This is a genomic window from Bradyrhizobium sp. (genome assembly GCF_017881085.1).
Taxonomy (GTDB): Bacteria; Pseudomonadota; Alphaproteobacteria; order Rhizobiales; family Xanthobacteraceae; genus Bradyrhizobium.
Window position 1 is genome coordinate 14,856 of record NZ_JADGRI010000006.1, and the last position, 24,907, is coordinate 39,762.

The window sequence follows — 24,907 nt, forward strand, 5'->3', positions numbered from 1 at the left end:
GCGATGATGCAGCTCGCCCTGAAGCGACGAGACCGCCATGGCACTGCAACTCCGGCCGAACTGCGAATATTGCGACAAGGACCTTCCGCCAGCATCAACGGAAGCGCGCATCTGCTCTTACGAATGCACCTTCTGCGCCGACTGCGTCGAGACCAAACTCCACGATGTCTGCCCCAACTGCGGCGGCGGCTTTGTCCCGCGCCCGATCCGCCCCGCAAGGGAATGGCGGCCGGGCGCATGCGTCACCAGGCAGTCGCCGTCGGACAAGCGCGTGCACCTGAAATACAGCCTCGAGGATATCGCCGCGCACTCGGCGCGGATCAGGGATATTGCGCCGGAGCAGCGGTGACTTTCTCCACGTCGTAATTCCGGGATGGTCCGAAGGACCAGACCCGGGTTCGATGCTTCGCATCGCCCCGGAATGACGGATTAAGCGGCCGGCGTAATCGTCCCCTCGACTTCGCCGAATCCAACCCGATAACCATCGCCCTGGCACCAGCCATGGAAGCTGAGCGAGTCGCCGTCTTCCAGAAACGTCCGCTTGATGCCGCCGCCGAGTTCAAGCGGTTCGGTGCCGTTCCACGAAATTTCCAGCAGGCTGCCGCGCTGATCTTTTTCCGGACCGGAGATGGTGCCGCTCCCCAGGAGATCGCCGACATTCATGGCGCAGCCGGAGGAGGCGTGATGCACCAATTGCTGCACCGACGACCAGTACATGTATTTGAAATTGGTGCGGCAGATCCGCGAGCCCTCGTTCATCGCTGCGGCGCGCAAGGCGACGTCGAGCTGCAGGTCGTAATTGTTGGGTTGCGCCTGCTTCAGGTAAGGCAGCGGCGCGGGATCCTGCACGGGCCCATGAATCCTGAACGGCTCCAGCGCCTCGCGCGTCACCACCCACGGACTGATCGAAGTCGCAAACGCCTTGGCCTGGAACGGCCCGAGCGGGACGTATTCCCATTGCTGGATATCGCGCGCGCTCCAGTCGTTCAGCATCACAAAGCCGAAAATCATGTCTTCCGCCTGCGCTTCAGTCAGCATCTCGCCCATCGCCGACGGCTGGCCGATCACGACGCCCATTTCCAGTTCAAAATCGAGCCGCTTGCAGGGGCCGAACGACGGCACGTCCGCGCTCGGCGGCTTTAATTGCCCGCGCGGCCGCCGCACCTTGGTGCCCGAGACCACGACAGTCGACGCGCGGCCGTTATAGCCGATCGGCATATGCAGCCAGTTCGGCTGCAGCGCATTGTCCTTGCCGCGGAACATGACACCGACATTGGTGGCGTGTTCTTTCGATGAATAAAAATCGGTGTAGCCGGCGACCGCGATCGGCAGATGCAGCTTTGCCTGCGCCATCGGCACCAGCGCGCGCGCGCGCAGCATCTTGTTGTCGCGCAGGTGCGGATTGTCATGGCGCAGCAATTCGCTGATCCGCGCGCGGGTGCGCGACCACATCTCCGGCCCCAGCGCCATGAAGGCATTGATCGATGGTTGCGCGAACACGTCGAAGGCGGGGGCCAGATCGATCAGTCCCTCGCTTTCCAGCACCGCGAGATCGAGCACGTAATCACCGATCGCCGCGCCGACGCTCGGTGTCGGCGAAGCCGCCGTCGAGAACACGCCATAGGGCAGATTCTGGATCGGGAAGTCGGAGGCGGGGTCGACAGGAACGAAGGAGCGAAGCGAGGGATCGTTGGGATGAGACATAGTTGGTCCTGCTTGTGTTCATCGCACATGTCGATCGTCATTCCGGGATGGTCCGAAGGACCAGACCTCAGATGCGCAATTGCGCATCGGGGAATCTCGAGGTTCCGGGTTCATCGCTGCGCGATGCCCCGGAACGACGTCAAGGAGGCTAGGGCCGGTTCGGGTCGAACCGCTTTTCCAGACCCTTCCAGCAATCCGCGTAATCGTCCTGCAGCATCGCGGACTTCGCCGCATGCGTGGTGATCCGCTGCGGAAAGCGCGTCTCAAACATGAAGGCCATGGTGCCGGTCAGCTTGACCGGCTTCAATTCGCTGTTGCTGGCGTGATCGAAGGCCTCGCGGTCCGGGCCGTGCGGCAGCATCATGTTGTGCAGGCTCATGCCGCCGGGAACAAAACCCTGCGGCTTGGCGTCGTAGACGCCGTAGATCAGCCCCATGAACTCCGACATGATGTTCATATGATACCATGGCGGGCGGAAGGTGTTTTCCGCTACCATCCAGCGCTCCGGAAAAATCACAAAATCGATGTTGGCGGTGCCGGCGGTTTCCGACGGCGCCGTCAGCACCGTGAAGATCGACGGATCCGGATGATCGAAACCGATCGCGCCGACCGGCGAGAAGGCGCGCAGATCGTATTTGTAGGGCGCGTAATTGCCGTGCCAGGCCACCACGTCGATCGGCGAATGCGGCAGTTTTGTCATGAACAGAGAGCCGCCCCACTTCACATATAATTCAGTCGGCGTGTCCTTGTCCTCATAGGCGGCGACGGGCGTGAGGAAATCGCGCGCGTTGGCGAGGCAATTGGCGCCGATCGGGCCGCGCTCCGGCAGCGTGAAGGCGCCGCCGTAATTCTCGCAGAGATAGCCGCGCGCCGGGCCGCCCGTGATCTCGACGCGGAATTTCACACCGCGCGGGATCACCACGATTTCGCCGGGCTCGGCGTCGATCCGCCCGAACTCGGTGATAAAGCGCAGATTGCCCTGCTGCGGCACGAACATCATCTCGCCGTCGGCATTGTAGAAATGCTGATCGACCATCGATTTGGTGATGAGATAGACATGCGCGGCCATGCCGGCTTGCGTGCCGGCGTCGCCCGCCGTGGTCATGGTCTGCACGCCCTGCAGGAACGTCATCTCGGTCTTCGGGATCGGCGCCGGGTCCCAGCGCAGCTGCTCGACCGTGATCTCCTGCTCTTGACACGGGGCAGTGCGCCACAGCCCGGCATCTATTCTCGTGAAACGTCCGGAATGTTTCACCGACGGCCGGATCCGATACAGCCATGAGCGTTCGTTGCTGCCGCGGGGCGCCGTGAACGGCGAGCCGGAAAGCTGCTCGGCATAGAGCCCGTAGGCGCAGCGTTGCGGCGAATTGCGCCCGATCGGCAGCGCACCCGGCAGCGCCTCGGTCTCGAAGCTGTTGCCGAAGCCGGACATATAGCCTGGCGTGATGTTGACGGTGCTGCGGCTGATCGCATCAGGCGCGGTATTGATATTCATGGTCATCCTCCTTGCAGGGCAGCCCACATTTGAAGGTCGCGTTCGGCGGTCCAGATCACGGGGTCGTCGATTCCCGAAGCCTCGTCGAACGCCCGCGAGACGTTGAACGGCAGGCAGTGTTCGTAAATCGCAAAACTCGAGAACTTCGGGTCCATCACCGCGCGGGCCGCCGCCATCGTCTCCTTGAGACTGCGGCCCTTGGCGACCGCGGCCTCCGCCGCGCCGTAGAGCGTGGTGACGAAATCGCGCGTCATCGCGATCGCATCGCGGCCTGTGGAAAGGCCCTTCAGCGCATCGCCCCGGCCCGGGGCGATAGCCTTGGGATTGAAGGCGCGGATTTCGCTCAACGTCGCCGGCCATTCGCGCAAATACGCATCGCCGCAATAGCAGGCCGAATGGTATTCGATCAGGTCGCCGGAAAACATCACTTCCGCGTCGGGCACCCAGGCCACGATATCGCCGGACGTATGTCCGGCGCCGAGCTGCATCAGGCGCACTTCGCGCTTGCCCAGATAGATCGACATCTCGCCTTCGAACGCCAGCGTCGGCCAGGTCAAACCGGGAATGCTCTGCGCATCCTGGAACAGCCGCGGAAAGCGGCCGTATTCGGAATCCCAGTCCTGCTGGCCGCGCTCCTCGATCAGCCGGTAGGTTTCCTGCGAGGCGACGATACCTTGCGCCTTGTAGGCCGAGGCCCCGAGCACGCGCACCGCGTGGTAATGCGACAGCACCACATATTTGATCGGCTTGTCGGTGACGGTGCGCACCCGCTCGATCACCTTGTTGGCCATCGCCGGCGTCGCCTGCGCGTCGAACACGATGCAACCGTCGTCGCCGACGATGACAGCCGAATTGGGATCGCCCTCGGCGGTGAAGGCATAGAGATCGGTGCCGATCTCGGAGAAGGTAATTTTCTTCTCCGCCATGTCGGTCGTCGATGCGAAACCTTTTGCCATTAATTCCAGTCCTCTTGCGCCTATTGCTGCTGCTGTTGTTGTTGTTGTTGCTGGATTGCGTCCAGCATCCGCCGCTTCGCCAGCGCGATCGCCTCGCCCAGCACGTCGATATCGCCGATATGATTGGCAAGGATCAGCACCAGCGCCGCGTCCAGATCGGCGCTCTCGCCGTCGCTCAAGCCACGATGCGCCTCGACGATCGCACGAAACGCATCGTCGGGCCTGGCGAAATTCGAGCTGGTGGACAATGCCATCTTGAGCCTCAATTCATGCCGCAGGCGCGCGCCAATGCGGCGTCAAGCGCAGATCGGGTCGGGTGCCGGAAACGCGCGGCGACATAGCCGTCGGGCCGCAACAGATAGGCCGTGCCGGGCTCGGCATCGTAGCGCGCGCCGGCCAGGCCCGCGGAATCGGACAAACCATCATCGCCGCCGATCCGGATCACACCGACCCCATCGGGCGGATCGATGGTGGCGCCATTGCCGAACTCGAGCAAGGTGAACCGCGTTCCCGCCTTTACGAAGGCATCCGTCAGGAACATGGAATCGCCGGCGCGCCCGGTAATCGGCGCGTCGGGGATCGAGGTTCCCGGCCGCGGGCCGCCGCGCCACGCCTCATTGTCGGCGGTCGAAAGCGGAGATTCGTAGATCGAGGGCACCGAGAGCCGCCCACCATTGATCATCCGCTTGCCGAATTCGGTTTCCTTCGCGAGCGACAGCACCGCCTTGCGCAGCCGCGCTTCCTGGCGCGACACCGGCGCCATGAAGTCGGTCGAGCGGGTCGATTCGCGGATGTTTTCGTCCGCCGCGGCACTGCGCTCGGCGTGGTAGCTCTCGAGCAACGCCTCCGGCGACAGGTTTCGCAACACCCGGTCGAGTTTCCACGCCAGGTTCTCGGCGTCCTCGAGACCGGAATTGGCGCCACGGGCGCCGAACGGCGAGACCTGGTGAGCGGCGTCGCCGGCGAAGATTACGCGGCCGTGGATGAATTTATCCATCCGGCGGCACTGGAATTTATAGAGCGATATCCACTCGAAATCGAAGTTTTCGTGCCCGAGCATGCGCGCGATCCGCGGCCGCACGTTTTCCGGCCGCTTCTCGACCGCGGGATCCGCATCCGGATGAAGCTGCAGATCGATCCGCCAGATGTCGTCCGGCTGCCGGTGCAGCAGCGCGGAGCGGCCGGCATGGAACGGCGGATCGAACCAGAACCAGCGCTCGGTCGGAAATTCCGCCGTCATCTTGACGTCGGCGATCAGGAACTGGTCCTCGAATACCTTGCCCGAAAACTCCGCACCCACCATCTGCCGAAGCGACGACCGCGCCCCGTCGCAGGCGACGACATAGTTGGCGCGCATCCGATAGGGACCGTCCGGGGTGTCGATAGTAAGCACGACAATATCGTTACGCCGCTCCAGGCCTGTCACCTTGTTGCACCAGCGCAGATCGATCGCGGGAAGCTCCCGCACCCGATCGACCAGATAGGCTTCGGCATAGAATTGCTGCAGGTTGATGAAGGCGGGCATTTTGTGCCCCTGCTCCGGCAACAGGTTGAACTGATAAAGCTGCGAGGCGCCGTGAAAAATCCTGCCGACGCTCCACACCACGCCCTTGTCGACCATGCGCTGGCCGATGCCGAGCCGGTCCCAATATTCCAGCGAGCGCTTGGAAAAACAGATCGCGCGCGAGCCCTCACCGATTCGGTCGGCGTCGTCGAGCAGCACCACGGGCTGGCCGCGTTGCGCCAGGTCGATCGCGAACGACAGCCCGACCGGTCCGGCGCCGACCACCACGACTGGATGTTCAGCCATGTCGGCGCCGTTCCGGTCCTGATCGGCGTGGCGGCGATAGCCGAACCGGATTTGGGATTGCGCGATGCGCTCGGTCTGCTCTGGCAAAGCGGCTCCGTTCCCGCTAAATAGTCGCAACTGCAACTATCTAGCCTACCGGAGCCCGCCGTCAACTCAAATTGGAGCGATTTTTGCCAAAGGCGTTTTCAGGCGAGAGCAGGCCCAAGGGACGATTCAAGGGACGATCCCAGGCGCGACCCGGGCCGGGCGCCGTTTCGCGCGAGAAAAGCGCGGCCGGCAAGGATGCCACGCTCGATCTCTTCAAATTTGTCCCGTTCCGGCTGAACCGGCTCGCCGCCGAGGTCTCCGCCGCGCTGGCCAGCGAATACCGGGAGCGCTATGGGCTGGATATTCCGGAATGGCGCGTGCTGGCGACGCTCGGCTTCCGCAACCAGGCGTGCAGCGCGCAATACATTTCGCATTGCACCCGGACCCATAAATCCACCATCAGCCGCGCCGTCACCGCGCTGATGAAGCGCCGGCTGGTGGAGCGGGTCGAGAACGAAGACGACCGCCGTGAATTTGCGCTGCGCATGACGCCGAAGGGCAAGGCGCTTTACCAGGAATTGATTCCGCAGCTCAAGCGCCGGGAGCAGGAGATCCTGGCCTGCCTCTCCGCGCAGGAGCGCAGGGAATTTGCAGATTTGCTCGGCAAGATCGAGCGAAGCCTCGATCTCGTGCAGACGGCTCAGGAAGCGGACGCCAAGGACGCGTATTAAGGGCCGACCCTATTCGCGCAACCCGTTGGCTCACAATGACGAATGAGGCAATTGCGCTTCTCCGTCATCCTGGCCCCTACTTCGCCGCCGTCACGACGATCTCCACAATATGCGGCGGTTCGAGATCGACGCCGATGCAGGCGCGCATCGGCGGATTTTTTCTGTCGACCCAGTCGTCCCAGGCGCGGTTCATCTCGTCCTTGCGCGTGATGTCGGTGATGTAGACGATGGCCGAAAGAATTTTGCTCTTGTCCGATCCGCACTGCGCGAGGGTTTCGTCGTGAACGGCGGCGCGGCTGCGGGTTGGCGTGTAGCCAGGAAGGCGGCTGATCATGGTTGGCTCCGTTTTCGATCCATTCAAAACTTGTCATTCCGGGATGATCCAAAGGACCAGACCCAGATGCGCAATTGCGCATCGGAGTTCGATGCTTCGCTCCGCCTCGGTGACGAAATCTAACTGCGATCCAGATGCTTCGCGATGACAGGAAAATACGCCCCGCCCGAACCGGCGTCGATCGCTTCCTGCAACACCGTGCCGACCAGTTCGGCGCCGCGGATTTTCAGCCCCGCGTCATCAGCCAGTTCCAGCGCGTAGGTGAGATCCTTCAGCGCATATTCGGTCGAGAACGCGCGCTCGGGAAAATTGTCCGGCACGATCGCCTTCATGCCGTGGTTGCGTAACGCAAAGCTGTCGGCCGAGCCCTTCGACAGGGTATCGAGCAGCAGCGCCGGATCGACGCCGCTGTGCTTGGCTACATTGACCGCCTCGGCCAGCGCGTTGACGGTCTCGAACAGCACCATGTTGTTGAGGATTTTTGTCACCTGTCCGGCGCCGACGTCGCCGCATCTTGTCACGTCGGTGGCGAAGCAGCGGATCAAAGTCTCGATCGCGTCAAACAGCTCGGCCGTCGCGCCGACCATGACGCTCAGCGTGCCGTCCTGCGCCGCCTGGCGCGTACGCGCGATCGGCGCATCCGCCCATACCGCGCCTTTAGCCTGCAACTGCCCGGCGAAATCGCGGGTCTGGTTGACCGACGAGGTCCCAAGATCGACGACGACCTGACCTTTGCGGATATTTTTCAGGATACCATCGCCTTCGAACACGGCGCGGACATGGTTGGCGCTGGGAAGACAGAGGAAAACGATATCGCATTTGCCGACGATCTCAGCGACCGAATGCGCCACGGTCGCGCCTTCGTCGCGCAGCCGCTTGAGCGGCTCCGGCGAAAGGTCGAACGCGATCACGGGCGCGCCACTCTTCTTCACGAGGTTGCGGCAAATCGGCTCGCCCATCACCCCGAGGCCGATGAAACCGACGGTCTTGTACTGTGCCATTTCCTGCGTCACCCGCTGTTTGGTTTTCACGCGTTTTCTTGAGGCGGACCGGTACCCACTTCGCTTGAAAACGCTTTTTTACTTCACGAACGAGCGCGACGGCGGCAGATGCAGGGCGAATGCGTCGACCTTGTCGCTGGCGCGCGGATAGATTTCGCTCACGATCGGATCGTGGCCGGGGATGATGCGGTCGGGATGGCCGGCCAGCCGCTCGACGGTCTCCCAGCCCACGCACATGTCGCCGATGTTGTAGACGATCGGAAACGGACTGCGGCGATGCAGATTGCCAAAATAATGCGCCGCGTCCGACGCCAGCACCACCGGCCCGCGCGCGGTCTCGACCCGCACCACCTGCAGGCCGTCGGAATGACCGCCGACCCGGTGCAGCGTCACGCCAGGCGCGACTTCGCCCTCGCCGGAATGAAAGATGACGCGCTCGCTGAAGACGTGGCGGACCATCAGCGTCACATGCTCCACGGAAAACGGATGCCGCAGCGCCCCAAAGCACATGCAGCGCCCCGTGGCATAGCTCATCTCGCGCTCCTGCAGATGAAACCGCGCGTTCGGAAACAAATCGAGATTGCCGGCGTGGTCGTAATGCAGATGGGTGACGACGACGTCCTTGATCGTCTCGGCCGCAACGCCGAAGCGCGCCAGCGCATCGACCGGGTTGAGCGTCAGCTTGCGGTTGCGCAATTGCGCCTCGGCCGCGTTGAAGCCGGTATCGACCAGGATATCGCGGCCGTGCCCCCGGATCAGCCAGACGAAATAATCGAGGTCCTGCGCGCTGGTCTCGTGCGGATCCGGCACGAGGTAATTGAGATGGGGCGTGCGCGGCGACATCGTTGCATAACGCAGGGCGTAGATTTCGTAGGCGTTTCCCATCGGTCCACTTCTTGCTGGTCGGGTTCTTGGTTGGGCGGGTGGCATGGCCGCAGCAAGCCATCACTGCCGCAAAAGGTCAAACTGCACTAGACCGTGGCGCAACGTGAGAGGCGTCCCTCTAACCCGACGCCACCATCCGAAAGGGAACCTCCGTCTCGGCCCGATCACACCGTCGGTAGCGGATGGGGCCCCAGCGGCGCCCGGATTGATGTCTTGTTGCGGCTAATTGACAGAACCCTTTTGGACAGTTGACAGAGCTTGCGGGCCCGGTTTGATAATGCGGATTGCGTAGAGTAAGGTCGCCGCGGCGCGAGCTGGGATCGGCGCCTTATTTGCTGGACCGGCGTTGCATGAGATTTTTTTTCGCATTGCTTGTGACTTTGATTGTTTCGGTCGCGCCGATCGTGCCGTCGGGTGCTGCGGATCGCGGCGACCGGATTGCGCTCGTGATCGGCAACTCGAAATATCCCGACGCCGACGCGCCGCTGAAGGAGCCGATCAACGACGCCCGCGACGTCGCCGACGAACTCAAGCGCGACGGCTTCAATGTCGAGGTCGGCGAGAATCTGACCGGCGACGCGATGCGTCGCGCCTTCGATCGCCTTTACGGCCGCATCAAGCCCGGCTCGGTGGCGCTGATCTTCTTCTCGGGGTTCGGCGTCCAGTCCAACCGCCAGAGTTTCATGATCCCGGTCGACGCCCAGATCTGGACCGAAGCCGATGTCCGGCGCGATGGCTTCAGCCTCGAGGCGGTGCTGGGCGAAATCAACAGCCGCGGCGCCGGCGTCAAGATCGCCCTGATCGACGCTTCCAGGCGCAACCCGTTCGAGCGCCGCTTCCGCAGCTTTTCGGCGGGGCTGGCGCCGGTGATCGCGCCGAACGGCACGCTGGTGATGTATTCGGCGGCGCTCTCCTCGGTGATCTCGGACAATGGCAACGACCACAGCCTGTTCGTGCAGGAATTGCTCAAGGAAATTCGCGTTCCCGATTTGATGGCGGAAGAGACGCTCAACCGCACCCGCGTCGGCGTCACCCGCGCCTCACGCCAGGAGCAGGTGCCGTGGATTTCCTCCTCGCTGGCCGAGGACTTCTCGTTCATCCCGGGCACCGGCGCGCGTCCGTCGACTAGTCCGGCGATCGCGGCGCTGCCACAGCCGGCAGTTCCCGACGCTTCACCGCCGCCGTTGCCGCGCCAGGACCCGGTACCCGCGCCGCTGCCGAAGGTCGAGATTCCGCCTCCCGCCGACCAGCCGGTGCAGAAGAAAGAAAGTTCGCCGGCCGTCGCGCTGGGCGATGACCCGACCATCAAGAGCCTGACCGAAAAGCTCCAGGCCAATCCCGACGATCAGAACGCGCTGTACCGGCGCGGGCAGGTCTATGCCAGCAAGGGGGCCTACGACCTCGCCATCAAGGATTTCGACGGCTCGATCCGGCTCAATCCCAAGGACGTCGAGGCCCTCAACAACCGCTGCTGGGCGCGCACCGTGATCGGCGACCTGCAGGCGGCGCTGAGAGATTGCAACGAGGCGCTTCGGCTGCGCCCGAACTTCGTCGACGCGCTGGACAGCCGCGGCCTGGTCAACCTGAAGAGCGGACTGATCAAGAACGCCATTATCGACTTCGACGCCGCCCTGAAGATCAATCCGCGACTGACCTCGTCGCTATACGGGCGCGGCCTCGCCAAGAAGCGCAATGGCGCCGGTGCCGAGGGGGACCTGGATATCGCCAATGCCAAGGCGATGGATCCCAATATTGCCAAGGAATACGCGGATTACGGGGTAAATTGACCGTAAATGAGGGAAAAGACCGTCGCCCGCTCGAACCCATCGCGGGCGCCGGAGACCAATAGAAAGGCGCCGCGAGCGATTGGGTGCTTGGGGCCTTTTTGGAAGATTTGATTGGAACCGCGCGGGCTAGCGCAGGAGGGACTGGCAATGTCGACATTTTCTGGAAGGAGGACTCTTTTTGGAAGGAAAACCCTTCTTGAAAGGAAAACCCTTGCCGCCATCGTTTCGTTTCTGACGATTGGCGCCGCACTCTCCTTCGGCGCGGCGACGGCGGTCGCCGGAGACGACAACGTCACCGAGGATCAGATCGTCCGGGCGCTGGCCCCCGCCAAGAAGCCGCTGACCCGAGGCCTGTCGGTGGGTCCGCAGACCCAGACCGATCCGGCGGCGGCCGCCGCGGAGGGACGGTTGCTGCAGAGCGTCCGTGGCCGGACCACCCGCTCGCTCTCGGTCAGCGAGCGCGAAGAGATCGCCACCATCGCCAAGGACAAACCGAATATCGATCTGGAAATCACCTTCGACTACAACTCGGCCGATATCAGCTCAAAATCGCTACCCTCGGTTCAGGCGCTCGGCAAGGCGCTGACCAATCCCGACCTGAAGGGCTCGACCTTCGTCGTCGCGGGCCATACCGACGCCGCCGGCGGCGAGTCCTACAATCAGGACCTGTCCGAGCGCCGCGCCGACTCGATCAAGCGCTATCTGGTCGACAAATACGGCATCGCCGGCTCCGACCTCGTGACTGTCGGATACGGCAAGAGCAAGCTCAAGGATCCCGCCAATCCGATGGCCGAGGTCAACCGCCGCGTGCAGGTCGTGAACATGGCCAACAAGACCACCGCGTCCAAGTGAGCCGGCAAGCGAACCGGTCGTGGCGCTGCGCGAGGTTTTGCGGCTAATATGCGTCCCGCACCCCTGCGGGACGCTCTTCTCGTTATCGCGAGGCGCAAGGCGAGGCAGCAATCTGGACTTCCGTCATTCCGGGATGATGCGTTAGCACCAGACCCGGAATCTCGAGATTCCGGGTTCGATGCTTCGCATCGCCCCGGAATGACGGCTAAACTTCTCTCGACTTTAGGTCTGGATTGATCCGGCGATGATGCTGTCCGAATATGCAAAACCTGCGTTGGCCATGGTCTTCTTTGCCGCTCTGGGCGGCGCGTGGTACTGGTTCGAGCATCGTTCGCACCCCGCTGAAAAGGAAACGCCCGGCACCGCGCTGGTGGTCGTGACGAAATCCACCAATGCCTGCTTCTCCGACATGGTGCGCGGCACCGGCTATATCGTGCCGCGTCGCGAGGCGGTGGTCGGGGTCGATCAGGAGGGATCCAAGGTAACCGACGTGCTGGTGCGCGAAGGCGAGATGGTCACGGACAATCAGGAGCTGGCCAAGCTGACGGCGCCGCCGGCGCAGGCCGGGGGAAGATCGACGCCGGGACCGGGGTCGCTGCGCGCGCCGGCGGCCGGCCTCGTCACCGAAGTCAGGACCATTGTCGGCGCGCCGGCTTCGCCCCAGGCCGGACCGATGTTCCGCATCGCCGTCAACAACGAAATCGAGCTCGACACCGAGGTGCCCGCGGTCCACATGCTGAAGCTCAATCCGGGCGCGACGGTGCGGATAAGCCGGGACAACGCGCCCGACCTCGTCGGGCGGGTGCGGCTGGTGTCGCCGCAGATCGATCGCGCCACGCAGCTCGGCCATGTCCGGATCGCGCTCTCCAGCAGTCCTTCGCTCAAGGTCGGCATGTTTGCGCGTGCCAATATCGACGCCAAGCGCAGCTGCGGCGTCGCCGTTCCCCGCACCGCCATTGACCATCTTACCGTCCAGGTGGTCAAAGGAAATACGGTGGAAACGCGCCAGGTTCGGACCGGCCTCGTGTCCGACACCTCGACGGAAATCCTTGAAGGCCTCGACGTCGGCGAAATCGTCGTGGCCGATGCTGGTTCTTCGCTGCACGACGGCGACCAGATCAAGACCATGTTCGCCGAGGATCTCGATCGGACGCGGGTACGCTGATGGCTCTCAATGTCTCCTCATGGTCGATCCGCAACCCGCTTCCGTCCATCGTCTTTTCGATCATCCTTCTGGTGCTCGGCTGGGTCAGCTTTACCAAGCTCGCGGTAACGCGGCTGCCCTCGGCCGACATCCCCGTGATTTCGGTCGCGGTCTCGCAGTTCGGGGCGGCGCCGGCGGAGCTGGAATCGCAGGTCACCAAGACGATCGAAGACGGCGTCTCCGGCGTCGAAGGCGTGCGGCACATTTCCTCGTCGATCACCGACGGGCTGTCGCTCACCACCATCCAGTTTGCGCTCGAGACCAATACCGATCGCGCGCTGAACGACGTCAAGGACGCGGTCACGCGGGTGCGCGCCAACCTGCCGCAGAACGTCAACGAGCCGTTGATCCAGCGCGTCGACGTGATCGGTCTGCCGATCGTCACCTATGCCGCGATCTCGCCGGGCAAGACGCCCGAGCAATTGTCCTATTTCGTCGACGACGTCGTCAAACGCGCGCTGCAGGGCGTGCGCGGCGTCGCCCAGGTCGAGCGCATCGGCGGTGTGGAGCGCGAAATTCTGGTCTCGCTCGATCCCGACCGCCTGCAGGCCGCGGGGCTCACCGCCGTCAATGTCAGCCAGAGCCTGCGCGGCACCAATGTCGACCTCGCCGGCGGCCGCGCCGAGATCGGCAAGAACGACCAGGCGATCCGCACGCTGGCCGGCGCCAAGACGCTGAACGATCTCGCGGGCACCATGATCCCTCTGTTCGGCGGCGGCGAGGTCCGGCTGGACGATCTCGGCACCGTCACCGACACCATCGCCGACCGCCGCACCTTCGCCCGCTTCAACGGCGAGCCGGTGGTGGCGCTCGGCATCAAGCGTTCCAAGGGCGCCAGCGACGTGGTGGTTGCGGCCGCCGTGCAGAAACGCATCGATGCGCTCAAGGTGGCCTACCCCGATGTCGATCTGAAGCTGATCGACACCTCGGTGGAGTATACGAAAGGCAACTACGAAGCCGCGATCTCGACCCTGTTCGAAGGCGCCATTCTTGCCGTCATCATCGTGCTTTTGTTCCTGCGCGACATCCGCGCCACCATCATCGCCGCGATCTCGCTGCCGCTGTCGATCTTCCCGGCGTTCTGGGCGATGGACCTCCTCGGATTCTCGCTCAACCTCGTCAGTTTCCTCGCCATCACGCTATCGACCGGTATTCTCGTCGACGACGCCATCGTCGAGATCGAGAACATCGTGCGCCACATGCGGATGGGCAAATCGCCCTATCGCGCGGCGCTGGAGGCCGCCGACGAAATCGGCCTCGCCGTGATCGCGATCTCGCTGACCATCATCGCGATCTTCGCGCCCGCCAGCTTCATGTCGGGCATCGCCGGGCAGTTCTTCAAGCAGTTCGGCATCACGGTATCGGTGCAGGTGTTCTTCTCGCTGCTCGCTGCCCGTTTCGTCACGCCGGTGCTGGCGGCATATTTTCTCAAGCATCACGACCACGACGATCCGCCGCCGGGCCGCGCCATGCAAAGTTACACCAGGCTCGTCACATGGTCGGTGCATCATTATTTCATCACCGTACTGATCGGCTTCGGTATTTTCGCGGCCTCCATCTGGAGCATCACGCTGTTGCCGCAGGGCTTCCTGCCGGCGCAGGATTCCGCGCGCTCGCTGCTCGCCATGGAACTGCCGCCTGGCACGCAGCTCGCCTTCACCGAGAAGGTCACCGAGGAAATCGTCGCGCGCCTGCGCAAGCGCTCCGAGGTGAGAAGCGTGTTCGTGGACGGCGGCCGGGTACCGCCGGGCACCTTCGAGGTGCGCCGCGCCGCGCTGATCATCAACTACACGCCCAAGACCGAGCGCAAGATCACCCAACGCCAGCTCGAGCTCGAGATCGGCCAGGACCTTGAAAACGTCCCGGACATCCGCTACTGGTTCCTCGACGAAAACGGCCTGCGCGCCATCTCGCTGGTGGTGACCGGAACCGACAGCAACATCGTCAACAACGTCGCCAGCGAACTCGCGACGCAGATGAAGCGGATCCCGATCGTCTCCGACGTGATTTCGGAGACCGCGCTCGACCGGCCCGAACTGCGGATCCAGCCGAAGGCCGATCTCGCCGCACGGCTCGGCGTCTCCACCGAAAGCCTGTCGCAGACCATTCGCGTCGCCACGATCGGCGACGTCGGTCCGGCCCTGGCGAAGTTCGACGCCGGCGACCGCCTGGTCCCGATCCGGGTCCAGCTCGAGGACGCCGCGCGCGGCGATCTTGCGCTGCTCGAACAGTTGCGGGTGCCGCTCGGCCAGCACGGCGAAAAGGGCGGCGTGCCGCTGTCGGTGATCGCCGACATCAAGCTCGACCAGGGCCCGACCAGCATCAACCGCTACGACCGGGAACGTCAGGCCACGGTAGCTGCCGACCTCGTCGGCTCCGCCGCACTCGGCGATGCCACCAAGAAGATCTACGACCTGCCGGTCATGAAGACGCTGCCGAAGGGCGTCAAGGTCAGCCCCTCCGGCGACGCCGAAAGCCTCAACGAATTGTCGGAAGGGTTCGCGACCGCAATCACCGCCGGCCTGATGATGGTCTATGCGGTGCTGGTGCTGTTGTTCGGCACCTTCCTGCAGCCTATCACCATCCTGTTCTCGCTGCCGCTCTCGATCGGCGGCGCAATCGCGGCGCTGCTGGTGACCGGCAAGCAGCTGACGACGCCGGTATGGATCGGCATCCTGATGCTGATGGGCATCGTCACCAAGAACGCCATCATGCTGGTGGAGTTCGCGGTCGAATCGATCCGGGAAGGCAAGCCGCGCGATGAGGCGATCATCGACGCCGGCATGAAGCGCGCGCGCCCGATCGTGATGACCACGATCGCGATGGCCGCCGGCATGATGCCCTCGGCATTGGCGTTCGGCGCCGGCGGCGAATTCCGCTCGCCGATGGCGCTCGCGGTGATCGGCGGCCTCATTTTCTCGACCGTGCTGTCGCTGGTATTCGTGCCGGCGATGTTCATGCTGATGGACGACGTCGGCGCACTGTTCTGGCGTTTTGGGAAAAAGCTCGTGGTCTCACATGCCGAGGCCGAAGAGGCGAAAACGGATCACTCCGGAACTCACCGCGAGCCACCAGCGCCGCCGGCTATCGTACGTTCGCCGGCAGCGGAGTAGCACATCGACTGCGCGTCTCACTCTGCTCATTCCTGCCGCTTAGTACGCTTCCACAGGGCTGCGGCGAATGGCGCTGAAATCTTCTGCCACACCGGTGGGCGGTGCGACGTCCTCCCCGGTGGAAGGCGGCACGAGGAGGGCGATGAAACCCTGCGTCGCACCGGGCTGGCCCAGCAGATTCGACTCCAGGACGAACTCGGATCTGATATGCCGGGAAGCGCGTGCCGCGGTCCGTTCCATCGAGGCGATACAGTACCTGTCGCCGTCGAAGCACAGGGCCGCCCATCCCCGCTCGAACCTCGCCTCAGGCGGCAGCCTCTCGGCATTCGGGTGAACAAGCCGCACCTCGTACAAGGGATGGTCCGGGCTGTAGAAAGCTGTGGCGAAGGCAAGGCCATCGTCGCCGCCGACGGCCGGAAGCGCCGAATTGGAGTGCCGGTGCCATTGCCGGGTCAATTCCATCGCAGACAGCTGATAGAAATTGCGCCCCTCGTTCAAGGGATGGAAGTTTCGATAGAGGGCGTGAACCGGCGCCACCACGCCGACGGCCAGCACCGCGATGCCGACGACAACGGCCGCCAGATTGACCGAATAAAAGCGTTCGATCGGATAGCTTGCGCCGCAGACAATCAAGATGGCGAACAGGAATAGACCTTGCAGCGCCCAGATCGGAGGCAAGTCGGCTCCCAGCACGGCCGCGGCGATCGGCGGCAGCACGAGTGTCCCGACGCTGATGAAGAACAGCAGCAACAGGCCCGGATTCATCGTGCGAAAATCCTGCGGAAACTTCTTGAGACGACTTCCCGCGATCAGAACCCATGCCGCCGCCGGTATCACCAGCACCAGCGCAACGCCTGAAAGGAAGATCAGCGGTTCGATCAGCAAGGGGGCGTGGGCCTTGCCGGCATGCCGTTCAAGCGCATAGGCGAACGGCTGTGCTCCGGTCGTCGCCAGCCAATACACATGCGGCACCAGCGCGGCCAATCCTGTGACCGCGGAAACCCAGGGGGCCAGCGACCCGAAATAGGCGCGCCGCTGCGGATGACACATCGCGGCGCAAAGGAAGCTGACGATAAGAAACACCGAATAGTATTTTCCCAGCATCGCGAGCGCGGCTGTTGCGCCGGCCGCGATGGCCCATCCGACCTCGCGGCTTTCGAACGACCGCAGGAAGCAATAGGTGGCGATCGGCCACGCCGGCAGGAGAACCACGTTCGCATTGAACCGCTGGGCGTGAAACTGGTAGGCCGGCAGCAGCATGAGAAGCAGCAGCACGACAATTCTCTTGTCGCCCCTTGTGAAGCGGCGCGTGATCAGATCGACGGCCCACAACGCGATCGCCGAATTGGTCAACGCCAGCAACTGGAACGACCAGTTGCTGAGCGGAAACACCGACGTCCATGCGCGCGCGGCCCATCCCATCAGCGGCGGATGCTTGGCGTAACCCCATTCAATGCTGCGTCCGAGCGTCCACGTTTCCAGAACATCGGGGTGCAGATCGCCGCCGAGATAGGCGATGACCAGAAAAGCCTGCCAAACCGCGACAAATCCCATCAGCAGAAGCGGAACGGCCCAACCAGCCTCGATACCATCCATCCAGATCAAAAACGGTCTTCGCCAGCGGGCAGGAGAAATTTCCGAGCGCGCGGCCATCTCTGAGAACGCAAGACACATGGTGCAGATACTCGGGTACGCGGGTACAAAAACTCAAAGCGCGCAGGCAAACACGTTCCGTCCGCCGCCCCTTGGGAGCGAGGGTGAGGACCTATCGAGCATGCTGCGCGACGTGTTTCTGTTTGTTAAAGAATGTTCATGTTCCAAATTTAAGGTTTTGATGTCTCAATTGAGATCATGCGCGCTCAAAAAAATGTTCGCCACATTCCGCGCCGGCTGCTGCGGCCAAAAAAGATGTGAGCCAGAAGCTTTCACGCTGAGGCGGCGCTTAAGGAAAGGGTTGTGGCTGTCAGCTCCACGGAAGTCATCGTCCGCTGGCGAGACCTGGTGGCGGGGCATGACGATCCGAGAGAACGCGCGCAGGCGACTCTCCCTACTCGTTCCTCGCCACCGCCATCAGCTTGCCCATGTTCTGCAGCAGGATCCGGCCGCGCTGCAGGTCCAGGATTCCGTCCTTGCGCCAGAGCTGCAGTTGACGGTTGACGCTTTCGCGGGCGGCGCCGACGAACACGCCCAACTGCTCCTGCGAGATGTGCACCTCGGAGCCGAAATCGGACGCCAACGCGCAGAGCCGTCGCGCGAGGCGAACCGGCAGCGGCTGCAGCACGGATTCCTCCATCCGCTCGCTCTGCCAGCGGATGCGCTGGCACAACAGCATGATGATCTTGATCGCCACCTTTGGCTCGCGCTCGAGATGCGAGAGGAAATCCTCGCGCCGCAGAACGAACAGTTCGGTCGGCTCGCCGGCGGTGGCGTCGGCGGTGCGGCTGAAGCCGTCGAGCACCGCCACCTCGCCGAACAGGTCGCCTGGGCCCATGAAATTCAGGGTCAGGCGGCTGCCGTCCGACGCTCCGGTCTCGATGCGGATCTGGCCGCGGCGAACCCCGAACAAGGCGTCGCCGGGATCGCCCTTCTGGAACAGCATTTCGCCGGTCGCGAGGTGCTCGGTGTGGCAAAGGCTCGATATCCGCGCCAGCTCGTCGGCGCCGAGATCGGCGAACATCGGGTTCATCTTCAAAATGACGGCAAATTCGGCCGCTTTGCTCATGGAAATCCTTCCTTAGGTCCGGCTCGAACGGGAGCCGGCCGAAAATCGTCGAAATGGGGTCGTCTTCAAAATCGGCGTCCTGCGAAATGTGTCATAAGTCACATAACTTTGCAGCACCCCCGGACTATTTTTGGCGGCTTTGAGCGGTCTTCCCTTCCGGGATAGACTCGTCACCCCTGCCCGTTCTGGAATGTCGTCATGAGAGCCTTGAAAATCGCCGGCAGCGCCGTTGCCGCCGTCATCGTGATCCTTGTCCTGCTCGCCGTCGTCGGGGTCCCCTCGGGTTTCATGACCGCGGCGATCCAGGCCTGGGTGGAGCGCGAGACCGGCTATCGGCTGACGATCGCGGGCGGGACCAGGATTGGCGTATGGCCGTCGCTGAATGTGACGCTGAACGACGTCACCTTGCAGGATCCGAAGGACCGCGACGGCTCCAGCCGCCTGACGGTCGGCAGTGTGCAGGCCGACATGACGCTGGCAAGCGTCTGGTCGGGCCATCCGCAAGTCACCGACCTCGTGATCGCCCGTCCGGTGCTGCATGTGCCGCTGCTGCGCGAACGCACCGGCCCGCTCAACCCGCCTTCGCGGCCGACCACGTCCGGCGGCGAACCGGACGCCAACGCGCCCACCATCGACCGCGTCACGGTGACCGACGGCGCGGTGGAGTTTTCCAACGTTCGCGACCGGGTCAGCAATCGCATCGACGGCATCAACGCCAAGGCCGTGATATCCGATGACCGCAAGGTCAAGATCACCGGCAGCGCCAAGGCAGGCGAGCGGCCGCTCACCTTCGACATCAGCGCCATTGCGCCGGCGCATTCCGGCGAGCGGCAGAACATTCCGGTCGAACTCAAGCTCGACGCTCCCGGCACGCTGCAGGCGCCGCTATCGGCCAAGGCCGAGATGCGGCTCAACGGTCCCGTGCTGATGATCAACGGCGTCTCCGGCACGCTCGGCGATGGCGCGTTCAACGGCTGGGCGTCGGCCGATCTTTCCAGCAAGCCCTTGGTCAAGCTCGACCTGGATTTTCAGCGGCTTGACGTTGCGGTGGCCGCGAAGAGCGACACACCGTCCTCGCAAGGCCTGCAGCATGCCTGGAGCAATGCCACCTTCGACCTGACCGGGTTGAACTATGTCGACGTGCAGGCCCGCATCTCCGCCGCCGAGATCAACATCGGCGAAGCGCATGTCGCGCCGGCCGCGATCGACGGCGCGCTCGCGGGCGGGGTGCTGAAGGCGCGGTTCGCCAATCTCGGCGCCTATGACGGGCAGGCCAGCGGCGACCTGATCGTCGATGCCTCGATGGCGAACCCGACCTATACGCTGCGCAGCGATCTTGCCGGCGTGCGCGCGCTGCCGCTGCTGCGCAGCACTGCCGGTTTCGACAAGCTCGACGGGAAGCTGCAGGCGAAGCTGGCGCTGCGTTCGGCCGGCAACAGCCAGCGCGCCATCCTATCCAACCTCGACGGCACGGTGTTCGCGCTGTTCCAGGACGGCGCGATCCGCGGCCTCAACGTCGCGCAGATGATCCGCTCGCTCACGTCAGGCACGCTGTCGGGCTGGCAGGAGGGCAAGGAGCAGGCCACGGATCTGACGCAGCTCGGCGCCTCGTTCCGCGTCGAGAAGGGCCAGGCCACCACCAGCGATCTCAACCTGGTCGGCCCGCTGGTCAAGATGACCGGCGCCGGCACCGTCGATCTCGCTGCGCAGACGCTGGCGTTTCGGGTCGAGCCGAAACTGGTGCTGACCACCGAAGGCCAGGGCCGCGCCTCCGATCCGGTCGGGCTCGGCATTCCCGTGGTCATCGACGGCCCCTGGGCCGAGCCGCGCATCTATCCGGACATGCAGGGCATGCTCGACAATCCCGATGCCGCCTACGCCAAGCTGAAGGAGATGGGCAAGGGCCTGTTCGGCAGCGGCGGCGGTTTGGGCGGGCTCGGCGGACTGCTCGGCGGCGGACAGAACAGCGGCACCACCAGCGGCGGCAATTCGTCGAGTCCGCTCGGCGGCGCGCTCGGCGAAACCATCGGCAATCTGCTGCAGCAGGGGTTGAGCCAAGGGACCGGACAAGGGACGGGCCAGGGAAGGAGCCAAGGGCGAAGCATTCCGGCACCAGAGGCTCCGGCGAGCCCGCCATCGCAGAACGATGCGCCCGCGCCGCCGCAGCAGGACAGCCCGGCGATGAACGACGTGCTGCGGCAGTTGTTCAATCGGTAGACGCCCGGCCTTATCGTAGCCCGGATGGAGCGCAGCGAAATCCGGGAATGAATTTGGCGCCGGCCCCGGATTTCGCTTCGCTCCATCCGGGCTACATTCGGCTGGCTGCCCAAAATCGGGGCTAACCACGCCGGCAGCGGCCCGGCCCCCACCCCTCCTTTTGTGCTAGACAGGACCCCGGCCGGGACGGCCATGAACCGAGGCCGCCGCGGGGGGCTGCTTCCGAGGGTCTGGATGATCGGCGTCAAGAACACAATCTGGTCGCTCCGGCAGGGCCTGTTCGCCAAATACGTGTTCGCGCTGGTGGGGCTCGTGATCTTCGTGCTCGCGGTCAACGGCGCGATGGAGACCTGGATCTCCTACCGCGCCACCAGGGCCACGCTCACCGACGCCATGGAAGAGAAGGCGGAAGCGGCCGCGCGGCGGATCGAGCAGTCGATCGCCGAGCTGGAGCGGCAGATCAGCTGGGTGACCCGCGCCAGCGCCGACACGCTGGCCAAGCACAATGCCGACTACGCCCAGCTCCTCAACCAGGTGCCGCCGGTCGGCCAGCTCTCGCTGCTCGACGGCGCCGGCCGGGAGCAGCTCAAACTGTCGCGTGGCGCGCCACTGGTGGTCGGCAGCAGAGCGGATTTTTCCCGCGACATCCGCTTCACCGAGACCGTCGTCCGCGGCGTCAGCTTTTCGCCGGTGGAATTCCGGGGGGCGAGGCCCCTGATGTCGATCGCGGTAGCGCATGCCGGCTTGAATGGCGGCGTCACCGTCGCCGACATCGATCTTTCGTTCCTCTCCGATTTCCTCGGCGACGCCCAGGTCGGCAAGGCCGCCTCCGCCTATGTGGTCGATCCCCATGGCCGAGTGCTGGCGACGTCGGCCAAGGGGCCGGAGGTCGGCAAGGAGCTCGCGAAGCTGCCGCAGGTCGAATCCCTCCTGAAGGGCGGCGAGGCGCGGACGTCGGGCAAGGATGCGGACGGCCAGTCGGTGATGACGGCGTCGAACGCGATCCCGAGACTCGGCTGGTTCGTGCTGTTCGAGCAGCCGACGGCGCAGGCGCTGGCGCCGATCAGGGATCAACTGGTGCGGGTCGCGCTTCTGATCGGGCTCGGGCTCGTGGTCGCGATCCTGGCCGGCACGCTGATGGCGCGGCGCATGCTGATCCCGATCACGGCGCTCTCCACCGGCGCGCGGCGGCTCGGGGCCGGCGATTTCAGCCAGCGCATCGAGGTTGCGACCGGCGACGAGCTGGAAGAACTCGCCGACCAGTTCAATCGCATGGCCGGCCAGCTGCACGAGACCTATTCGGGCCTCGAAACCAAGGTCGAGGAGCGCACCCGCGATCTCGCGCGTTCGATCAACGAGCTCAAGGTGCTGGAGGAAGTCGGCCGCGCGGTCGCCTCCTCGCTCGATCTCAACGCCGTGCTGCCGACGGTGGCGGCGCGCGCGCTGGAAATCACGCAAGCCGACGCGGTGCTGATCTATGGCTACGACGCAACCAAACATCAGTTCGACCTGACCGAGGCGATCGGCATCGACAAGGCGGCCGAAGGTGCGCATCTCGCCATCGACGAAGCCTCCAGCGTGCTCGGCAAGGCCGCAGCCTCGGGCGAGCCGGTCGCGATATCCGATCTCGCCACCTCAGCCGATCACCTGTTGCGCGATGTCGCGGTCGCCGCCGGTTTTCATTCGGTGCTGGTGGTGCCGCTGGTCGACCAGCAGGGCGTGCTGGGTTCGCTGGTGGTGCTGCGCAAGGAGGCCGGCGAATTTTCCAGCAACCTGATCGGGCTGATGCGCACCTTCGCGCATCAATCGGTGCTGGCGATGCGCAACGCGCGGCTGTTTTCCGAAGTCGACCAGAAGGGCCGCGAGCTGGCGTCGGCGCATGCCACCGTGCAGCAGCAGGCGGCCAAACTGCAGGAGCAGACCGACCAGCTCAGGGACTGGAACAAGTCGCTGGAGGAGCGCGTGGAGAAGCAGCTCGCCGAGATCGAGCGCATCAGGAAGCTGGAGCGCTTTCTGGCGCCGCAGGTGGCGCAGCTGATCGCCTCTTCCGACGGCCACGATGCGCTGCTCGACAGCCACCGCCGCGAGGTGACGGTGGTGTTTTGCGATCTGCGCGGCTTTACCGCGTTCACCGAGACCACCGAGCCGGAAGAGGCGATGAACGTGCTGCGCGAATATCACGCCGCGCTCGGCGAGCTGATCTTCCGTTACGAAGGCACGCTCGACCGCTATGCCGGCGACGGCGTGATGATCCTGTTCAACGCGCCGATCGCGCTCGATGATCACGTCAAGCGCGCGGTGAAGATGGCCGTCGAAATGCGCGACACCATCGGCCTCCTCACCGAGCGCTGGCGCAACCGCGGGCATAGTTTGGGATTTGGCGTCGGCATCGCGCTCGGCTACGCGACGCTGGGCCAGATCGGCTTCGAGCAGCGGCTCGAATACGCCGCGATCGGCAGCGTCACCAACATGGCGTCGCGGCTGTGCGACGAAGCCAAGGCCGGGCAGATCGTCGTAGCGCGGCGTGTCTACGGCATGGTCGAGGAGTGGGTCGACGCCGAGCCGCTGGATGATCTGCAGCTCAAGGGATTCAATCATCCGGTGCTGGCGGTGGAGATCCTGCGCTGGCGCGAGGGGGAGGCGGCGGCCGACGTCGAGGCGGCGGCGACGGTGACACCAAGGCGGCGGAAGCAGCCTTCGTGAGCGGCGCGCGCTGCTAACCCGTTAGCAGATGTCGTCCCTGCGAAAGCAGGGACCCATAACCACAGGGCGTAGTCGTGGCGCGAAAGCCGTCGACCAGCGTCTTTCTTAACAGGCGACACGGCGACGCGATGAGCGCAATCGCGCTCACGCGGGGGTCCCTGCTTTCGCAGGGACGACGGAAGAGTGGGGCGCGACCGCGCAAAAGACCTTCCGACGGATTCGAATTTCAAACAGCCAATGAACGTCCAGATACGCCTTCGCGACCCCGCGGCGCAGATCGCGCCCGAGCCGTTGCAGGAATTCTTCGTCCTCCGAGAAAGAGGGCGCAGGGAAAGCCGGGTGCGCGCTGCACCCGCGGTCTCGCGTGCAAAAAAGAGTAAAAAAAAGCACACGAGCATACAGGTTCAGCGGAGGCAATCCGGCCTTCCCTGCGCAATGGTTTTAACGGTTTACTTCGCGCTCTCCTCGGCGATCGGGCTTTCTTGTCACCGTCGCTGGCGGCTTTACGGCATACGCGCCCGGTCGGGCCGCCATGCCACCACCAACTTGACGCCAACCACTGAGGCGTCAGGACCACACGACTTCACCGTCCGCGACCGCTTGTCGCCAGAACCTTCGGCGGGCGTGGTACCCATCCGCCGAAGTTTGGGCGCAGGCGGGATCAGCATCGGTCGTCCGCGCGCCGCCGCGTCGCTCACGGGCAAAGCCCGCCCCGCGACCTCAAGCGCGCCCGACGCTGCCGCGTCCACCGCATCCCACCCCGCGTCCGTGACGATCGCGAACCGCCCCTCATGTGGGGTGAGACGGCGGGATTTATGAAGGTGATTTGCGTGAAACGGGAAGAGGAAATATTTTTGCGGAGGGAGCTAGACAGTAAATTGGTGATTTTCCCGTCGGGTCAAATCCGTAGGTCGCTATCTGATCAGGCTCCTTGTGCGCAAGCTTCACGACAAAGGTACGAGCGATTATTGCGTAGCCGTCGCTGTCACGGTGGGCGAGGACAAAGCCCCCTTGGAATCGCTTGTTTTCCAACTATTGAATTCGACGGGCAGCGCGCCGCTGAGACCGTCGGGCGGCAATATGAGCAAACCGTCTGGTACCACCGCCGCCTTTTCCACCTTTTGCCTTTGGCCGAACCACGGACTATGCTGAACTAGCTGCCATTGGATGGTTACATGCAGAACGAATGGACCAAGCCGCGCGAATTTACTTTTACCAACGCGGCCGGAGAAGTGTTTCACGAGATCGCCTATTCCCGGCAGGACGTGAACACGTTCGCGAAGATGCACAAGGCAACCCACTACAAACCAACGGAGGACAGTTCAATCTGCAAATCACTGGTCGCGGATTGATCTGAGCAACGCCG

At 63.9% G+C, this 24,907-nt stretch carries 18 protein-coding genes and 1 pseudogene; 9 read left to right on the forward strand and 10 right to left on the reverse strand.

The window, feature by feature from the left end:
• Positions 1–37 precede the first annotated feature (37 nt).
• Positions 38–349: a DUF1272 domain-containing protein gene (locus QZ213_RS01435; protein WP_291684258.1), complete on the forward strand. Its 312-nt coding sequence runs from the start codon at positions 38–40 to the stop codon at positions 347–349.
• A gap of 80 nt (positions 350–429) precedes the next feature.
• On the opposite strand, the gene fahA is transcribed toward QZ213_RS01435, so the two are convergent.
• The 5 genes from fahA to QZ213_RS01460 form a co-directional block, all read right to left on the reverse strand.
• On the reverse strand, positions 430–1,704 hold the full coding sequence (gene fahA, locus QZ213_RS01440; RefSeq protein ID WP_291684259.1) for a fumarylacetoacetase: 1,275 nt from the start codon (positions 1,702–1,704) through the stop codon (positions 430–432).
• 148 nt (positions 1,705–1,852) lie between these two features.
• Positions 1,853–3,199, reverse strand: a complete 1,347-nt coding sequence (gene hmgA, locus QZ213_RS01445) for a homogentisate 1,2-dioxygenase (protein WP_291684260.1) — start codon at positions 3,197–3,199, stop codon at positions 1,853–1,855.
• A gap of 2 nt (positions 3,200–3,201) precedes the next feature.
• Entirely contained in the window at positions 3,202–4,155 is a 954-nt protein-coding gene (locus tag QZ213_RS01450; RefSeq protein WP_291684261.1) for an MBL fold metallo-hydrolase, read from the reverse strand.
• 20 nt (positions 4,156–4,175) lie between these two features.
• Entirely contained in the window at positions 4,176–4,409 is a 234-nt protein-coding gene (locus QZ213_RS01455; protein WP_291684262.1) for a DUF2783 domain-containing protein, read from the reverse strand.
• Positions 4,410–4,417: 8 nt separating this feature from the next.
• A complete protein-coding gene (locus QZ213_RS01460; protein WP_291684263.1) occupies positions 4,418–6,052 on the reverse strand; it encodes an FAD-dependent oxidoreductase in 1,635 nt (544 codons plus the stop codon).
• A 233-nt stretch (positions 6,053–6,285) separates the two neighbouring features.
• Here QZ213_RS01460 and QZ213_RS01465 point away from each other — a divergent pair, with 233 nt between their 5' ends.
• Positions 6,286–6,723: a MarR family transcriptional regulator gene (locus tag QZ213_RS01465; protein ID WP_291684276.1), complete on the forward strand. Its 438-nt coding sequence runs from the start codon at positions 6,286–6,288 to the stop codon at positions 6,721–6,723.
• Between the two features lie 76 nt (positions 6,724–6,799).
• Here QZ213_RS01465 and QZ213_RS01470 read toward each other — a convergent pair whose 3' ends face one another.
• The 3 genes and pseudogenes from QZ213_RS01470 to QZ213_RS01480 form a co-directional block, all read right to left on the reverse strand.
• Positions 6,800–7,057, reverse strand: a complete 258-nt coding sequence (locus tag QZ213_RS01470) for a Rid family hydrolase (protein ID WP_291684264.1) — start codon at positions 7,055–7,057, stop codon at positions 6,800–6,802.
• Between the two features lie 119 nt (positions 7,058–7,176).
• Positions 7,177–8,091: pseudogene (locus QZ213_RS01475) on the reverse strand (NAD(P)-dependent oxidoreductase); the annotation flags it as partial.
• A 45-nt stretch (positions 8,092–8,136) separates the two neighbouring features.
• A complete protein-coding gene (locus tag QZ213_RS01480; protein ID WP_291684265.1) occupies positions 8,137–8,943 on the reverse strand; it encodes an N-acyl homoserine lactonase family protein in 807 nt (268 codons plus the stop codon).
• 350 nt (positions 8,944–9,293) lie between these two features.
• Here QZ213_RS01480 and QZ213_RS01485 point away from each other — a divergent pair, with 350 nt between their 5' ends.
• From QZ213_RS01485 to QZ213_RS01500, 4 genes are all read left to right on the forward strand, one after another.
• Entirely contained in the window at positions 9,294–10,730 is a 1,437-nt protein-coding gene (locus QZ213_RS01485; RefSeq protein WP_291684266.1) for a caspase family protein, read from the forward strand.
• A 147-nt stretch (positions 10,731–10,877) separates the two neighbouring features.
• Positions 10,878–11,582, forward strand: a complete 705-nt coding sequence (locus QZ213_RS01490) for an OmpA family protein (protein ID WP_291684267.1) — start codon at positions 10,878–10,880, stop codon at positions 11,580–11,582.
• Positions 11,583–11,826: 244 nt separating this feature from the next.
• Positions 11,827–12,747 (forward strand): efflux RND transporter periplasmic adaptor subunit, encoded by a 921-nt coding sequence (locus tag QZ213_RS01495; RefSeq protein ID WP_291684268.1) that lies wholly within the window; start codon positions 11,827–11,829, stop codon positions 12,745–12,747.
• Entirely contained in the window at positions 12,747–15,899 is a 3,153-nt protein-coding gene (locus QZ213_RS01500; RefSeq protein ID WP_291684269.1) for an efflux RND transporter permease subunit, read from the forward strand. The genes QZ213_RS01495 and QZ213_RS01500 overlap by 1 nt, the downstream gene beginning before the upstream one ends.
• Before the next feature lie 39 nt (positions 15,900–15,938).
• Here the strand turns inward: QZ213_RS01500 and QZ213_RS01505 are convergent, their stop codons facing one another.
• Positions 15,939–17,495, reverse strand: a complete 1,557-nt coding sequence (locus tag QZ213_RS01505) for a glycosyltransferase family 39 protein (RefSeq protein ID WP_365884911.1) — start codon at positions 17,493–17,495, stop codon at positions 15,939–15,941.
• A 451-nt stretch (positions 17,496–17,946) separates the two neighbouring features.
• On the reverse strand, positions 17,947–18,621 hold the full coding sequence (locus QZ213_RS01510) for a Crp/Fnr family transcriptional regulator (protein WP_291684271.1): 675 nt from the start codon (positions 18,619–18,621) through the stop codon (positions 17,947–17,949).
• Positions 18,622–18,819: 198 nt separating this feature from the next.
• Here QZ213_RS01510 and QZ213_RS01515 point away from each other — a divergent pair, with 198 nt between their 5' ends.
• From QZ213_RS01515 to QZ213_RS01525, 3 genes are all read left to right on the forward strand, one after another.
• The gene (locus tag QZ213_RS01515; protein WP_291684272.1) at positions 18,820–20,838 is read left to right on the forward strand and encodes an AsmA family protein; all 2,019 of its coding nucleotides are present in this window, start codon (positions 18,820–18,822) and stop codon (positions 20,836–20,838) included.
• 234 nt (positions 20,839–21,072) lie between these two features.
• Positions 21,073–23,541, forward strand: a complete 2,469-nt coding sequence (locus QZ213_RS01520; RefSeq protein ID WP_291684277.1) for an adenylate/guanylate cyclase domain-containing protein — start codon at positions 21,073–21,075, stop codon at positions 23,539–23,541.
• Positions 23,542–24,716: 1,175 nt separating this feature from the next.
• Positions 24,717–24,893 (forward strand): hypothetical protein, encoded by a 177-nt coding sequence (locus QZ213_RS01525; protein WP_291684273.1) that lies wholly within the window; start codon positions 24,717–24,719, stop codon positions 24,891–24,893.
• Positions 24,894–24,907: the final 14 nt, after the last annotated feature.